Origin of the sequence: Flavobacterium araucananum (genome assembly GCF_002222055.1) — a bacterium.
Lineage (GTDB): Bacteria > Bacteroidota > Bacteroidia > Flavobacteriales > Flavobacteriaceae > Flavobacterium > Flavobacterium araucananum.
Genome location: NZ_MUGS01000061.1, coordinates 19,238 through 34,020 on the forward strand (window position 1 = coordinate 19,238; position 14,783 = coordinate 34,020).

The window sequence follows — 14,783 nt, forward strand, 5'->3', positions numbered from 1 at the left end:
ACCACGGGCAATGTCTAAATAATAATTGCAATCTATGTCTCTATGTGTTTAAAAAAATTATCAGCTTAATAAATAAAATTCAAAAAATGACAACTAATAAATCCACATCGTTGTTTGAAAGTAAGCAAGTAAAAGAAGCCTTAGTGCAATCTTTTGTGAAGCTGAATCCAAAAATGATGATCAAAAATCCGGTAATGTTTACCGTAGAAATAGGAACTGCTATTATGTTCGCCGTTTGTGTTTCCATTTTAATGGGCGCAACAGATCAGGGTAGTTTTACTTATAATTTAATTGTGTTCTTAATTTTACTGGCAACGCTTTTGTTTGCCAATTTTGCAGAGGCTATTGCCGAAGCCAGAGGAAAAGCACAAGCGGATAGTTTAAGAAAAACACGTGAAGAAACTCCTGCAAGACAAATTTTGCCTAACGGAGAAATTAAAAACATCAGTTCATCTGAATTGAAAAAAGGAGATATTTTCGTTTGCGAATCAGGTGATTTAATTGCAACCGATGGTGAAATCATCGAAGGTCTGGCAACTATCGACGAAAGTGCTATTACAGGAGAAAGCGCTCCTGTAATTCGCGAAGCCGGTGGTGATAAATCATCCGTAACCGGAGGAACAAAAGTATTATCTGATAAAATTAAAGTAATCGTAACCTCTGAACCTGGCGAAAGCTTTCTGGATAAAATGATTGCCTTGGTTGAAGGTGCAAGCCGTCAGAAAACACCAAACGAAATTGCTTTAACGATTCTATTAGCTGCATTTACTTTAATCTTCGTGATTGTGTGCGTTACGCTAAAACCGTTTGCCGACTATGCAAATGCACCCATCACGATTGCGGCTTTTATTGCACTATTCGTTTGTTTGATTCCAACCACAATTGGAGGTTTGTTATCAGCAATTGGTATTGCGGGAATGGACAGAGCATTGCGTGCGAACGTAATTACAAAATCCGGAAAAGCGGTAGAAACTGCCGGAGATATTGATGTATTGCTTTTGGATAAAACCGGAACAATCACGATTGGAAACAGAAAAGCAACAAATTTTTATCCTGCAAAAGGTGTTACTGAAGAAGATTTTATAAAGTCTGCTGTGTTAAGTTCATTGGCAGATGACACTCCGGAAGGGAAAAGTATCGTGGAACTGGCAGGAGCCGAAACTGCCAATAAATTATCAATTGAAGGTGCTACTTTAATCAAATTTACCGCTGAAACCAGAACTTCCGGAGTTGTTTTAAGAGATGGAACCAATATTAGAAAAGGGGCACAGGATGCTGCAAAAAATATTGCAAAACAAGCCGGAAATAGTTTCCCTGAAGATACTGCTCAAAAAGTAATCGATATTTCGTCTAAAGGAGGAACGCCGTTGGTTGTAATAAAAAATGATCAGGTTCAAGGGGTTATCGAATTGCAGGATATCATTAAAACCGGAATGAAAGAACGTTTTGACCGATTGAGAAAAATGGGTGTAAAAACGGTGATGGTTACCGGAGATAATCCGCTTACGGCGAAATTTATTGCGGAAGCTGCCGGTGTTGATGATTTTATTGCCGAAGCGAAACCTGAGGATAAAATGAACTACATCAAAAACGAACAAAACCTGGGTAAACTTGTTGCCATGATGGGTGACGGAACGAACGATGCCCCTGCCCTAGCACAAGCGAATGTGGGTGTTGCGATGAACAGCGGAACGCAAGCTGCAAAAGAAGCCGGAAACATGGTCGATCTTGACAATGACCCAACTAAATTAATCGAGATTATCGAAATTGGTAAACAACTTTTAATGACTCGAGGAACTTTAACTACTTTTTCTATTGCAAATGACGTTGCGAAATATTTTGCTATTGTTCCTGCTCTTTTTATTACTGCGATTCCTGCGCTTGAAGGCTTAAATATCATGCGTTTGCATAGTCCTGAAAGTGCTATTTTATCAGCAGTAATCTTTAATGCGATCATTATTCCAATATTGATTCCATTAGCATTGAGAGGTGTTGATTATAAACCTATTGGTGCGAGTGCAATCCTAAAAAGAAATCTTTTGATTTATGGTTTAGGCGGATTGATTGTCCCTTTTATCGGAATTAAATTAATTGATTTGGTTGTTGCTTTATTTATGTAAGGTTCTGAGATGCTAAGATTCTAAGGTGCTAAGGTTTTTCTCTTAGAATCGTAAAATCCAGAAAACTTTAAAAACTCAAATTAAAAACATGACTTCGACTTACTAAGCTTCTAGAAAAAAAACTTAGAACCTTAGCAACTTAGTCCCTTAGAATCTCAAAAGAAATGAAAACTATATTCTCATTATTAAAACTTACGCTGCTTACCGTAATATTATTTGCAGTTATTTATCCTCTTGCGATTTACGGAATTGCACAATTTGCTCCTAACCACGGAAAAGGAGAAACTATTTTGGTCAACGGAAAAGTAGTTGGTTACCAAAAAATTGGTCAGAAATTCGATAAGTCGAATTATTTCTGGGGACGACCTTCGGCTGTTGATTATAATGCTGCCGGAAGTGCGGGAAGTAACAAAGGACCAAGCAATGCTGAATATCTGGCTTTGGTTCAAAAAAGAATTGATACGTTTTTAATCGTTCATCCTTATTTAAGAAAATCAGAAATCCCATCGGATATGGTTACGGCTTCAGGAAGTGGTTTAGATCCTAACATTTCTCCACAAGGTGCTTTGATTCAGGTAAAACGTGTTGCCAAAGAAAGAAAATTATCTGAAGATAAAGTAAAGGCTTTGGTTGAATCTAAAATTAATACTCCAAAAGTTATGGGAACTCCAACAGTGAATGTGTTGGAATTGAATGTGGCTTTGGATGAGCTTTCTAAAAAAGGTTCTTAGTTACTGAGTCACTATCCCGATAGCTATCGGGACTAAGTTTTTATCCTAACAGGTTTTAAAAACCTGTTAGGATAATGAACGCCCTTTTTTACCCCAAATGTCCTAGCCCCGATAGTAGTGGAAATCCTTTTGCGTCCGCCGCGGCGGACACAAAAGATTGAAACGGATTGCTTCGCCAGTTCGCACTTTCAGGCTCGGGTGCGGGAAATAGCTCCTAAAAAATCTACTAAAATAAATAACCTAATGAGGATGAGATTGCTTTCGCCACGGCGAACAGGTCTCTCCTCGCAATGACTAACAAAATGAAAAAAATAATACTTACCGCTTTAATTGCCTTTGGTTTTACGAATTTACATGCTCAGGAAGAAACAAAAAGCCCGTTTACGTTTTCGGGATATATAGATACTTATTACAGTTATGATTTTGGGAAACCGCAAGATCATACACGTCCGAGCTTTTTTTACAATTATAATAAAAGTAATGAAGTGAATATTAATTTAGGGTTGGCAAAAGTGAATTATTCGAAAGATAATATTCGTGGAAATTTTGCTTTGATGGCCGGAACTTACGCCGAATATAACATGGCGGCTGAACAAGGTTTATTGAAAAATATTTACGAAGCAAATGTTGGTGTGAAGATTTCGCAAAGCCATAATTTATGGATCGATGCGGGAATTATGCCGGCACATATAGGTTTTGAAAGTGCAATTGGAAAAGATTGCCAGACTTTGACCCGAAGCATTTTGGCCGAAAACTCTCCTTATTATGAAACGGGAGTTAAAATTGGTTATACATCTGAGTCCGGAAAATGGTATTTGGCCGGAATGTATCTAAATGGATGGCAGCGTATCGAGAAGGTTAAAGGGAATCAAACACCTGCTTTTGGAACGCAGATTACCTACAAACCATCAGACAAAGTGGTTTTGAACTGGAGTACTTATGTTGGAAATGAACAACCGGATATTGACAAGAAATGGCGTTATTTTAATAACTTTTACGGACAGTTTAAAGTAACGGATAAAACAAATGTTACGGCTGGTTTTGATATTGGATCACAGCAAGCGGCTAAAAACAGTAACAAATACGACACTTGGTTTTCGCCAGTTTTGATTCTGCAATACAAACCAACTGATAAAATTCAGCTTGCAGCCCGTGGCGAATATTATAGTGATGAAAAGGGAGTTATCATCCCGATAGCTATCGGGACGGAAACTCCAAATGGTTTTAAAACTTACGGATTTTCAGCTAACTTTGATTACTTAGTTACTGATAATGTAATGTTTAGATTAGAAGCAAGAAATCTTTCTAGTAAAGATGAAATATTTACAAAAGACAATCTCCCAACGAATACGAATGCGTTTATAACAACTTCGCTGGCGATTAGTTTCTAGAAGAATATCAGCCACAGATTGCACAGATTAAAAGGATTTTTTTTCGCCACGAATTACACAAATTATCACAAATTAGAGTAGTCAAATTAATGTCATTTTTTTAAAATAAAATTAGTGTAAATTAGTGTAATTCGTGGCAAATAAATCAACACAAAGCCATTCAATAATCATTTTAATCTGTGCAATCTGTGGCTAAAAAAAAATTGTGACTTAGCACCTTCACGGCAAACATATGGAACAGGAAAAAGAAAATAACGCACAGCACTTTCTTGATTTAATTCAGAAATCACGAAAAGGAAAGTTTAAAGTCTACATTGGGATGAGCGCCGGTGTGGGAAAAACGTACCGGATGCTGCAAGAAGCACATTCGTTGTTGAAAAACGGAATTGATGTAAAAATTGGTTACATCGAAACACACATGCGAAAAGAAACGCATGAGCTTTTATCTGGTTTGCCCGTAATTCCGCGGCGAACCATTTTCTATAAAGGCAAAGAGCTGGAAGAACTCGATGTTCAGGCGATTATCAACCTTAGACCTGAAGTTGTAATTGTCGATGAATTGGCGCACACGAATGTTGAAGGAAGCAAAAACGAAAAACGCTGGCAGGATGTTCTGGAAATTCTCGAAGCGGGAATCAATGTGATTTCGGCAGTCAATATTCAGCATATTGAGAGTCTGAATGAAGATGTAAAACGGATTACCGGAATTGATGTTCAGGAACGAATTCCGGATAATGTTTTGCGATTGGCAGACGAAGTCGTAAATATCGATTTGACGGCTGAGGATTTGATTGCACGTTTGAAGGAAGGGAAAATTTATACGCCGGATAAAATTCAAACCGCTTTAACGAATTTTTTTAAGTCTGATCAGATTTTACAATTGCGTGAATTGGCGTTGAAAGAAGTAGCAAGTCAGGTAGTTCGAAAAGTAGAAAGCGAGGTACCTCATCTTAATGCTTTAAGACACGAAAAATTGTTGGCCTGTATTAGCAGTAACGATAAAACAGCCAAAATTGTAATTAGAAAAGCAGCTCGTCTGGCAAGTTATTATAACGGATCGTGGTATGTTTTGTATGTAGAAACACCCAAAGAGAGCAGCACTAAAATTGCATTGGACAAACAACGCCATTTGATTAATAATTTTAAACTGGCGGTTCAGTTAGGCGCAGAAGTCATTAAATTAGAAAATAGAAATATTGCCGATGCAATTTTGATTGCGGTTGAAGAAAAACATATTACAACTGTTTGCATCGGAAAACCACATTTGAATTTATTTAAAGTAATTTTGTCTACAACGATTTTCAGACGGTTACTAAATAGCTTGTCTTTATCGAATGTAGACCTTGTTATTTTGTCGTAAATTTTCTAAACCATATAAGTTATATAAGTTCATCTAAATTAGTTTTTTTGGTCTGCCACGAAGGCACTAAGACACAAAGATTTTTTCGTTGGGATATATTTTAATATAATCTTAGCGCTCTTTGCGGTTAAAAAAAGTAATTCTGATATTTTCTTATAGTACTGATATGGTTCAAAAAACATAAAATGTTTTAAAACAAACATCATGAGAATTAAAACTAAATTGAATCTGGGAGTTGGATTATTATTTTTAATGATTATCATACTTTCATTAGTAAGTGGATATTCTGTTTTTTTGATAAAAGCAGATACCGAGAATATTTTAAAAGCGAATTATAATACGCTTGAATATTCCAGAAATATGATTTTGTCATTGGATGAAATTAAAATGAGTGATGACAATAAGATTCATGTTTTTAAAGAATATCTGGAGAAACAAACGCAAAATGTTACGGAACCAGGCGAAAAAGAAGCAACTGCTAATCTTGAAAAAAGTTTTGCTCTTTTAGAAAAAAATGGTTCTAATGAAGCTGTAAAAATGCAAATCAGACAGGATATTTTTGCAATCATGAAGCTTAATCTTGATGCTATTAAACAAAAAAGCGATATTGCCAGACATACCGCCGAAACGGCTAATTTATGGATTGCCATTGTGGGTACTTTATGCTTTTTAATCGCCTTTAATTTACTGGTGAATTTACCCAATAATATTGCGAACCCAATTAAGGAATTAACGCAGAGTATTAAGGAGATTGCCAATAAAAATTATTCAGAACGGGTACATTTTACGAATCATAACGAATATGGAGATCTCGCTAAATCGTTTAATACAATGGCACAGAAACTTCAGGAATATAACAATAGTAATTTGTACAAGCTGTTCTTTGAGAAAAAACGACTGGAAACCCTAATCAATAATATGCACGACCCTATTATTGGATTGGACAACGAAGGGATGATTTTGTTTGTGAATGATGAAGCCTTAAAAATCATAGGAATGAAGTCTGAAGATGTTATTGGTCAATCGGCTTCGACATTGGCGCTATCCAATGATTTAATTCGGTCGCTGATTTTGAAAGAATTAGCAACTGATTCTCAGAAAAAACAACCAATGAAGATTTTTGCCCACGGAAAAGAAAGTTATTTTGATAAAGAAACCATCAATATTACTATAACACCAACAGGAGAAGAAAAGGCAATTAATATTGGTGATGTTATTATTTTGCGAAATATTACCTTGTTTAAAGAACTTGATTTTGCAAAAACCAATTTTATTGCTACCGTTTCGCACGAATTAAAAACCCCCATTGCGTCTATAAAACTTAGTTTGCAATTGCTTCAAAATGCCAAAACCGGTGATATGAACGACGACCAAAAACAATTGGTAGAAAGCATTAAAGAAGATAGTCAGCGGTTATTGAAGATCACAGGCGAATTGCTCAATTTATCCCAATTAGAAACCGGAAATATTCAATTGAATATCGAAAAAAGTAATCCGTATGCTATTGTCAATTATGCTACCGAAGCTGTAAAAGTCCAGGCAGATCAAAAACAAATTAAATTGGTCATTGATGCCGATGAAAATCTTCAAAACGTAAAAGCCGACAGCGAAAAAACAGGCTGGGTTTTGATTAATTATTTATCGAATGCCATTACCTATTCTTCTGAAAAAAGTACAATTGTCATTAAATTAAAAGAAGAAAAAGATCAGATTGTTTTTGAGGTGATCGATACCGGAAAAGGAATTGATGCAAGATATAAAGACAAGGTTTTTGATAAATATTTTCAGATTCCGGGAAGTCAAAAATCAGGAACCGGATTGGGATTGGCAATCAGTAAAGAATTTATTGAAGCACAAAACGGAATTATTGGTGTTGAAAGCAATTTAGGTTTAGGAAGTACTTTCTGGTTTTCGTTAAAAGTATAAAAAAAAGCCGTAGGCTAGCCCATATTGTAGGGCTTGATTTTAATCCAGTTACGTTATAATGCAAAATCAATAATATGGATCGTCCCTTCGGGACTTTTGCATTGTGAATACATTTTTTAACCGGATTAAAATCCGGCCCTACAATATAAATCGTCCCTACGGGACTTTAAAATGTTGTAAAAACGGATTTTAATCCGTTGTTACCACATAAAGCATTCAATATTGAAATTCGATTGTCCGTTAGAATAAAGCAAAAATGTGTAGTCCCTACAGGACATTTTTACTGACCTTGGTTCTTTTTCTACCGACATTTAGCCCCTAGCGGGGTATCAATATTTAATTTCTATAAATATCTCGGAGAGATTATATGTTGGTAGAAAAAAATTATACACGGGTAAAAATGTCCCCTAGGGCAATGTCATTAAGTTAAGAGGAAATCTATAAAATTACTGAACAGTTTAATTAAGAAAGTAATTAGAAAAATCTGTTTTTATTTGCAATAATTTTTATTTTCTAAGCTTAACTTAATGACATTGCCCATAGGGACTACACTTTTCTTTAATTTTTTTATTTTTTAATATTGAAATTGTCATTGATATTGCAATTGTTATTGAATCTTTTGCCCTCTAATATTTAGCCAATCTTAATACAACTATCCCATTTAAAACCAACAAATTAATATTGACTTAAGGTTCAATTAAGTCAAAAATACTTTGATCGTACATTCGTTATTATTGCAACTTATAACGATAACGAAAGATGTTTTACAAAACGATTTCTCTGATGTTTTTATTCGGTTTTTTGGGTGCAAATGCGCAACAGAACGATTCTATAACTAAAATTGATAGTACTTCACAACAATTAAAGTTCAATTACAAACAGTTAATTATTCCAGGTGTATTGATTGGTTATGGTGCAATTGGAATTGGAAATGATCAACTCTTAAGTTTTAACCATCAAATCAAGAATGAGGTTACTGAAGATATCGATAATAAAATCACCATTGATGACTTCTCTCAATATGCACCTGCAGCATCTGTTTATGCTTTGAATGCTTTTGGTGTAAAAGGTAAAAATAATATGCAGGATCGATCTGTAATATTTGTGACTTCGTATGCTATTATGGCTACCACCGTTTTGGGTTTAAAATCGCTTGTTCATGAAGAGCGCCCAGACGGAAGTTCGAATAACTCTTTTCCTTCAGGACATACCGCAACTGCTTTTGCCGGAGCTGAGTTTTTATGGCAGGAATACAAAGACAAATCGATTTGGTACGGAATTGCCGGTTATGCCGTAGCAACCGGAACGGGATTGTTTAGAATTTACAACAATCGCCATTGGTTAACAGATGTTGCCGCCGGAGCAGGTATTGGAATTTTAAGCACGAAACTGGCGTATTGGATGAATCCATATATCAGCAGAAAAATATTCAAATCATCATCTGAAAGTAAATCAACTTCTATGATAATGCCTTTCTATAATGGGCAACAATATGGAGTGGGATTTGTGAAGGTTTTTTAGATTTCTTTTGCCATAAAGGCACTAAGGCGCAAAGTTTATTTATAGCCACAGATTAAAAGGATTTTTCTTGAATGGCTTTGCCAAGTTTTTCTGCCACGAATTACACAAATTTACACAAATTCCATTCAAAATATAATCAAAATAATTTGTGCAAATTTGTGTAATTCGTGGCAAAGAAAAAATCCTTTTAATCTGTGGCAAAAAACTTTTTACGTATTCGAAGTATTATTCTTAATCTCCATTACCTCTCTTTTTACCTCCAGAAGCAAATCTTTCATACTTTGAGATTCTGTCACTTCGTGTCGTTTGTCGCTTCGCCCAATGCTGCATTCATATTCCCAGATTTCTAAAATATCTGAGGCTTTGACCTCATAATTGGGATAAAAACGATTGTCTGATTCCAGAACTAAGGCATTTTTTTTGTTCTTGTTGAGACGTTTGTACACCATTCCTTCATTTTTGGTAATCAGGATATACGTCTTACCATCCATCACCTCTCCCAGCCTTTCTACATAACGACCAATAATAATAGAACCGTCTTCGTGTGGTGGCATTGAATCGCCTTCTACAGGAAATCCGCGGTGTTTTCCAGGTCCTAAAAACGGAAGAGAAACTTGTTGCAGACTTTCAATATATTCCGGATCGGCGTATCCGTTTAAGTAACCTGCCTTTGCTTTTTGAGATACAATTTCGATATAATTCTCCCCAAAACTATCTACCTGAATAGGTAAAATAAGTCGGTTACCTTCTAATTTTATCAAGTTTTCAATGTGTATCTTTCGTATATCGACAGACAATAATAAATCGATACTCATATGAAAATATAAAGCAATCTGCTTTAAAATATCATACGGCGCTTCGGAGGTTCCATCTTCGTATTTAACGTATCTTCCTCGGGTAATTCTAAGGTTTTCAGCTAATTTCTCCTGAGATATTTTATGCTTAACCCTCAATGCTCTGATATTATCTGAAAATAAGGACATAATTTAATTTGTTATAATTTGGAACAACAAATATACAAAAAAATGTTATCATCTGTACTAATTTTGTAATATACAAAAAACAAAATTTTGAAGTGATTATGAAATTGAGGAATATAAATACCACCAAATCAATAGAATTATATATTCCTGATATAGGTTCAGAAATAAAACTACCTTTTTTTGATGTTGGTATCAGCGCTGGCTTTCCTTCGCCTGCTGATGATTTTATCGAATTATCGATTGATCTCAACAAAGAATTCATCAAACATAAATATACTACTTATTTTGCCAGAGTAAAAGGGCATTCTATGAAAAATGCCGGAATCAATGATGGTGATTTATTGATTATTGATAAAAGTCTGGAACCGCAAAACAACAAAATTGCTGTTTGTCAAATTGATGGCGAATTTACTGTAAAGCGTATCAGAATAGAAAAAGACACAATATGGCTTATTGCCGAAAATGAAGATTATCAACCTCTAAAAGTAACTGCAGAAAATAATTTTGTGATTTGGGGAATTGTAATTCATAGTATCAAATCTTTTTAGAAACAAAAAATACGTTTAGAAATGTTTGCTTTAGTCGATTGTAACAATTTTTACGCTTCTTGTCAAAGAGTATTTGATCCACGTTTAAGAGAAAAACCTATCGTTATCCTCTCTAACAATGATGGTTGTGTAATTTCGCGTTCTGATGAAGCGAAAGCTTTGGGTATACCAATGGCTATTCCTGCTTTTAAGTATGAATCTATTTTTAAAGAAAAAAACATTTTTGTCTATTCTTCTAATTACCCGCTATATGGCGATATGAGTAATCGGGTAATGAACCTGCTTCGAACTTATACTCCCGAAATCGAAATTTACAGTATTGATGAAGCTTTCCTGAAATTTTCAGGTTACGACTTATTTGATCTGAATACGCTGGGGTTAAAAATGCGAAAAGAAGTGACACAAGGAACGGGTATTCCTGTCAGTATAGGTTTTGCTCCCACCAAAGCTTTATCTAAAATGGCGAATAAAATTGCTCGAAAATTTGCAGATCGTACTCAGGGTGTCTATTGTATTGACTCTGAAGAAAAAAGAATTAAAGCCTTAAAGTGGACTAAAATTGAAGATGTTTGGGGAATTGGAAGAAAACATGCCAAACGGCTTAAATTAAAAAAAATCAACACAGCTTATGAATTTACGGAGCTTCCGGATGCTTGGGTCAGAAAAGAAATGTCTGTCGTAGGACTTCGGTTAAAACATGAATTAGAAGGGAAACCAACTTTGGAATTAGAAGAAGTAGCAGACCGGAAAATGATTGCTACTACGAGATCTTTTGAAAAAAGATATACCACTTATGAAGAAATATCAGAACGAATCAGCACGTTTACAGCTTCTTGTGCTGAGAAATTAAGACGTCAGGATTGTCATTGTAATATGGTAACGGTTTTTATTCAAACTAGTTTTTTAAAGGAGGAGAAATCGCATTATTCGCGAAGCATTACAATAACTACTGATTTTCCCACCAATTCGACAATAGAGCTTAATGAGGCCGCACAAAAAGGATTTCAAGCTATTTTTAAAAAAGGGTATCGTTATAAAAAAGCAGGTGTAATTGTAATGGGATTGACACCAAATAATGAAACGCAGCTTAGTTTATTCGAAACTTCAAATCCTAAACATCAACCTTTAATGATTGCGATTGATAAAATGAATCGGAGTTATGGAAATAATAAAATTAAATTCGGCGTACAGTCTTTGGGACGGCAATGGAAAATGAGACAGAATAGATTATCTCCCAAGTTTTCTACTGTACTCAAAGATGTTATTACAATTAAAGTTTAAATGTTCTTAGATAAGAAACTATTACAGATTTAAATTTTAATAAACCAAATGAAAAACAATCGAAATTACGTTACATAAAGAAAGATGAAAAAGCAAGAATATGCCATAGTAGATATAGAAACCACCGGTGGTAACGCCAGTGGCAGCCGCATTACCGAAATTGCGATCATCATTCATGACGGAGAAAACGTGATTGATCGTTATGAAACGCTTGTAAATCCGGAAAAAGAAATACCTGTTTCTATTTTTGCCCTGACCGGTATTAATAACGAAATGGTTCGTGATGCACCCATTTTTGACGACATCTCAGAAAAGGTTTTAGAAATGCTTACGGATCGAATTTTCGTTGCTCATAATGTTAATTTCGATTATTCATTTGTACGTCACCAACTCGAACAAGCAGGTTTTAAATGGACAGCCAGAAAATTGTGTACGGTTCGGGCAACAAGAAAAATCAGACCCGGTTTAGGATCTTACAGTTTAGGAAATCTTTGCAATTCATTAGATATATCTTTAGAAAACAGACATCGTGCCGGCGGAGATGCAGATGCTACCGCTCTATTATTTTCGAAATTACTAAACTGGGACGATGAAGGTCATATTGAACAAATGATCAAAAATACGGCACAAGATCAGCGTTTACCACCTAACCTTCCGCCAGAAGATTTTAATAATTTACCCGAAAAACCAGGTGTATATTATTTTTATAATGAGGTAAAAAAAGTAATCTATGTGGGAAAAGCGGTTAATATAAAAAAACGCGTTGCTTCTCATTTTAGCGGACATAAAATCAATCCACAAAGGCAACACTTCTTGCGGGATATTTACTCGATTTCTTTTGAAGTTTGTGGCAACGAGTTAATGGCTCTTCTATTAGAATGTACCGAAATCAAGCACCTTTGGCCAACCTATAACAGAGCATTAAAACGATTTGAACCAAAATTTGGATTGTATCAATATGAAGCCCGGAACGGATATAAATATCTGGCAATCGGTAAACTCAATAAATTTCAGTCGTGCATTGAGCATTTCAGCAGTATACACGAAGCAACAAATATACTACGGAGTTTGGCAGAACAATTTGAAATTGATTATAGATATTGCAAATATTCAAGACCTGAAGAAGGAGAAATATTTCAAAATAACGATATAAAAGATTTGCCGGATGTTTTGCTCCACAATGAACAGGTAGACAATGCTATTGCTTTTTTATTAAACAACAGACCCACTTTTGCGATTATAGAAAAAGGGAGAACAGCGCAAGAACGAAGTTGCATCTGGATAGAAAATGGTCATTTTTATGGTATGGGATATATTCCAACAGATGTCTCGATTACTGATCCTTTAGAAATAAAAAATTATGCTACGCCTTATAAAAGCAATCAATACATTGTGCAATTGATTTTTGCTTATGCAGAGAAAAATCCCCGAAAAGTTTTTTTCAATAAAACCTTTTTAAAATAAGGATATGAAATTAATCTAATTTTTAAAAATAGAGCTATAAACTTAAAGTATTGACTTATGACACTCTTTAGCGATACCGAATTATTTGCAACGGGTTTAAAAGGAAAAAAAATATTTGACCTCCCTGATGCAGAACTTATTTTGATCGATAACTTCTTTACCAAAGAAGAATCTGATCGTTTTTATGAAAAATTACTTCATCAAACTAAATGGAGGGAATATGAAATGGAAATGTATGATAAAATTGTTACAGCTCCCCGAATGATTTCCTGGTATGAAGACAAAGATAATACCGGAGCAGATCAAAATGGGCCTGACTGGACTTATGAATTATTAACTATTAGAGGTCGGGTTGAAAGAGAAACTCAGCTTGATTTTAATAGTCTGTTGCTCAATTTATATCGAAACGGCAATGATGGTGTTTCCTGGCACAGCGATAAAGAACATAATTCCGGACCCAACCCAATTATTGCTTCTGTCACTTTTGGAGAAACCAGAATGTTCAGGCTTCGCCATAAATTTCGCAAAGAAATTCCGCAAGTAGAAATTCCTTTACACCATGGATCTTTTTTATTAATGGCAGGAACAACCAATAGTTTCTGGCAACATCAGGTTCCTAAGACAAGCCGAAATGTATTGCCAAGAATCAATTTGACTTTTAGAAGAACTAAAAGAAGCGAATAATTTATAAACAACTCTAAATGAGATTTTTTTGACCCGATAACGATGAGGAAAATTCCTCCTCTAAAAGTTAAAATACTCAGTACATGAACCTTTTATTAGGCAGACCCTATCTTTTTTACTACTTTTGCAACCTTTTTTTATATATACATTACCACAATGGCTTATTCAAACAATGATTTATTGCGTTTTTTAGATGCGCAAAACAAACTTTATCTTACTGCCTTTTCTGAAATCAAAAAAGGAAAAAAAGAGACACACTGGATGTGGTTCATTTTTCCTCAGATTAAAGGATTGGGTACAAGCGATACTGCAAATTATTACGCCATTAACGATCTCAAAGAAGCTACCGAATTTCTGGAGCATCCTATTTTAGGAAAACATCTTATAGAAATTTCTGAACTATTTTTGACTTTTAAGAGAAAATCAGCAGACGGAATTTTAGGTGATCTGGATGCTCGTAAATTACGTTCCTCTATGACACTATTTTCTTTAATCGAAAATACAAATCCCATTTTCCAGGAAGTGTTAGACGCTTTTTTCTCCGGAGAATCAGATCCCTTAACCTTGTCTATTATTAATTCATCTATAAAATCTTCTGTTGAGACTGAAATGGTGTAATTTACACTAACAGTTTTACAGATTATTTAAATTAAAAAGACACTACGTTTTTTGCTTTTGCAAATTGGTAGTGTTTTTTTTTGCCCGCGGGGTTTACGGATTAAACGGGTTTACACAGATTTATTTTTAAACTTTATATTTTTGTTTCTTCTTATA

General features: G+C 34.9%; 12 protein-coding genes. 11 read left to right on the top strand and 1 reads right to left on the bottom strand.

From position 1 onward, the window contains the following. Positions 1 to 86 precede the first annotated feature (86 nt). The 6 genes from kdpB (at position 87) to B0A64_RS21325 (ending at position 9,049) form a co-directional block, all read left to right on the top strand. A complete protein-coding gene (gene kdpB / locus B0A64_RS21300) occupies positions 87 to 2,120 on the top strand; it encodes a potassium-transporting ATPase subunit KdpB (RefSeq protein WP_089481497.1) in 2,034 nt (677 codons plus the stop codon). Between the two features lie 164 nt (positions 2,121 to 2,284). After that, the gene (locus B0A64_RS21305; RefSeq protein WP_089481498.1) at positions 2,285 to 2,851 is read left to right on the top strand and encodes a K(+)-transporting ATPase subunit C; all 567 of its coding nucleotides are present in this window, start codon (positions 2,285 to 2,287) and stop codon (positions 2,849 to 2,851) included. A 302-nt stretch (positions 2,852 to 3,153) separates the two neighbouring features. Further along, a complete protein-coding gene (locus B0A64_RS21310) occupies positions 3,154 to 4,242 on the top strand; it encodes a porin (RefSeq protein ID WP_089481529.1) in 1,089 nt (362 codons plus the stop codon). 232 nt (positions 4,243 to 4,474) lie between these two features. Next, a complete protein-coding gene (locus B0A64_RS21315; protein ID WP_089481499.1) occupies positions 4,475 to 5,602 on the top strand; it encodes a sensor protein KdpD in 1,128 nt (375 codons plus the stop codon). A gap of 204 nt (positions 5,603 to 5,806) precedes the next feature. After that, positions 5,807 to 7,528, top strand: coding sequence for a HAMP domain-containing sensor histidine kinase (locus tag B0A64_RS21320; protein WP_089481500.1), 1,722 nt, complete (start codon positions 5,807 to 5,809; stop codon positions 7,526 to 7,528). Between the two features lie 759 nt (positions 7,529 to 8,287). Beyond that, a complete protein-coding gene (locus tag B0A64_RS21325; RefSeq protein WP_089481501.1) occupies positions 8,288 to 9,049 on the top strand; it encodes a phosphatase PAP2 family protein in 762 nt (253 codons plus the stop codon). 209 nt (positions 9,050 to 9,258) lie between these two features. Here B0A64_RS21325 and B0A64_RS21330 read toward each other — a convergent pair whose 3' ends face one another. Further along, the gene (locus tag B0A64_RS21330; protein WP_089481502.1) at positions 9,259 to 10,032 is read right to left on the bottom strand and encodes an XRE family transcriptional regulator; all 774 of its coding nucleotides are present in this window, start codon (positions 10,030 to 10,032) and stop codon (positions 9,259 to 9,261) included. Between the two features lie 98 nt (positions 10,033 to 10,130). Between B0A64_RS21330 and B0A64_RS21335 the strand changes: the two genes are divergently transcribed. The 5 genes from B0A64_RS21335 (at position 10,131) to B0A64_RS21355 (ending at position 14,627) form a co-directional block, all read left to right on the top strand. After that, positions 10,131 to 10,580 (top strand): LexA family protein, encoded by a 450-nt coding sequence (locus B0A64_RS21335; RefSeq protein WP_089481503.1) that lies wholly within the window; start codon positions 10,131 to 10,133, stop codon positions 10,578 to 10,580. Positions 10,581 to 10,601: 21 nt separating this feature from the next. Next, entirely contained in the window at positions 10,602 to 11,861 is a 1,260-nt protein-coding gene (locus B0A64_RS21340; protein ID WP_089481504.1) for a Y-family DNA polymerase, read from the top strand. 84 nt (positions 11,862 to 11,945) lie between these two features. Then, positions 11,946 to 13,325 carry an exonuclease domain-containing protein gene (locus B0A64_RS21345; protein ID WP_089481505.1) on the top strand — a complete coding sequence of 460 codons (1,380 nt, stop codon included), beginning with the start codon at positions 11,946 to 11,948 and terminating at the stop codon, positions 13,323 to 13,325. A 57-nt stretch (positions 13,326 to 13,382) separates the two neighbouring features. Further along, a complete protein-coding gene (locus tag B0A64_RS21350; RefSeq protein ID WP_089481506.1) occupies positions 13,383 to 14,009 on the top strand; it encodes an alpha-ketoglutarate-dependent dioxygenase AlkB family protein in 627 nt (208 codons plus the stop codon). Positions 14,010 to 14,165: 156 nt separating this feature from the next. Next, on the top strand, positions 14,166 to 14,627 hold the full coding sequence (locus tag B0A64_RS21355; protein ID WP_089481507.1) for a DUF1810 domain-containing protein: 462 nt from the start codon (positions 14,166 to 14,168) through the stop codon (positions 14,625 to 14,627). Positions 14,628 to 14,783: the final 156 nt, after the last annotated feature.